Source organism: Rhodococcus sp. EPR-157, from assembly GCF_001647195.1.
Taxonomy (GTDB): Bacteria; Actinomycetota; Actinomycetes; order Mycobacteriales; family Mycobacteriaceae; genus Rhodococcoides.
The window spans coordinates 1-1,624 of the sequence record NZ_LVCV01000579.1 but is presented as its reverse complement, the minus strand read 5'-3'; the positions used below and the strand labels follow the sequence as shown (position 1 = coordinate 1,624).

General features: G+C 60.8%; 2 protein-coding genes. Both read left to right on the top strand.

Annotated features, from left to right (window positions below; all coding sequences use genetic code 11):
* Positions 1 to 261 precede the first annotated feature (261 nt).
* Positions 262 to 1,098: a tyrosine-type recombinase/integrase gene (locus A2J03_RS25400; RefSeq protein ID WP_082898092.1), complete on the top strand. Its 837-nt coding sequence runs from the start codon at positions 262 to 264 to the stop codon at positions 1,096 to 1,098.
* Between the two features lie 26 nt (positions 1,099 to 1,124).
* Positions 1,125 to 1,511 (top strand): hypothetical protein, encoded by a 387-nt coding sequence (locus tag A2J03_RS25395; protein ID WP_068379709.1) that lies wholly within the window; start codon positions 1,125 to 1,127, stop codon positions 1,509 to 1,511.
* The last annotated feature ends 113 nt before the right edge of the window (positions 1,512 to 1,624 follow it).

Here is a 1,624-nt window from a genome sequence, read left to right as displayed (position 1 = left end):
GTGCCCCCAGTAGGACTCGAACCTACGACCTGCGGATTAAAAGGTCCTGGATTCAGGCCTGTGACCGAGCTTTACCCCGTCGCACGCTTCGAGCTGGAGCGCGCATCGTGACCGATCTGTACTGCCACCGCTGCGGTGGGTTCCTCGGCTCCGTGCATGGTTCCCCGCCACCTGTACCGGTTAGGCATCGATCATGCAACGGATCGGTGAACCCTTCCGTCGATTCCAGCCAGTTCGCGAGGTTTGGTGCGAATGTGACGCATGAGCACTAACGCGACAATTGATCAATGGGAGCTATGGCACCACGGCGTGCGACTGGCTGACACCACTCGAACCGAACGTATCCGCGTCTTGCAGCAGTTCGCGGCAGAGGCCGGCATAGACCCGACCTACGCGCAGCCGCTCGACATCGTGCGCTGGTACGCCTCGCATCCCGAATGGACCAAGAGCACCCACTACACCTACCACTCGTACCTGGTGACATGGTTCAAATGGCTACAGCTACAGGACATTCGGACAGACGATCCCATGATCAAGGTCGGCAAGATCAAGCAGCCGAAACGGCAACCCCGCCCGGTGGCCGACGAGCACTTGCTGCAACTACTCCGCACGAATATGCATCACCGCACCCGCGTAATGATCCTGCTCGCCACGCTCGCCGGCCTACGGTGCATCGAGATCGCGGCGTTCCGTGGTGAGAACGTCGACCTACCGCGCGGCCGGATGCTGATCATGGGCAAGGGCGGCGGGGAGAAGTGGGTACCGATTCACCCAATCCTCGCCACAACCGCCGAGACGATGCCGGCGCGCGGCTGGTGGTTCCCATCGAACCGAACCCGACCCGGGCAACACATCACCCGCAAGAGTGTCAGCCAGAGCGTCGGTGACGCCTTCCGGCGAGCCGCCATCCCTGGCTCCGCGCACCCGCTACGGCATTGGTACGCAACGACATTGCTCGAAGACGGTGCCGACATTCGAGTCGTGCAAGAGTTGATGCGTCACGGCTCGATACACTCCACGCAGGGCTACGCCGGAGTCACCGATCTCCGTATGCGGACAGCCATCGAGAAGCTGGACCTGTACCGCGCCATCGCCTGATATGTCCGATGTGCTATCAATCACCCATGCGGAAACTGTGGCTCGCGGCGCTGGCCGCAGCATTCCTGGCTGGCTGCTCGACCGAACCTGAGGTCGAGCAGCCAGCCAAGTTTGACCTCACCTTCGTTGCGCAGGCAGCGCCAAGGTACGTGGAGCGGGTTGAAGGTGGATGCGCGACGACACGCATCCACGAGGGCACCCAAGTAGTAATAACCGACGCCGCAGGCCTCACTGTGGGAGCCGGCTTTATGCCAAAGGGCACCTTGCAACAGGACGGCTCATGCACGTTCAAATCGGTGACAGAAGTCACCGATTCTAGCGACTTCTACGGATTAGCCGTGAACGGAGAAGATCCTGTCATGTTCCCTTCACAGAAGGCGCATGACGGGATCTCGCTGGCGTACGGCTACTAGGCCGGCACCGCTGTGATGTAGGTAGTCGTTCCGGCAATAACCACCGCCCGATCGAATGATCCGTTGCTGGTGAATGATTCGATCGTCAGCAGCGTTTCGGCTGTCGTCGTGTA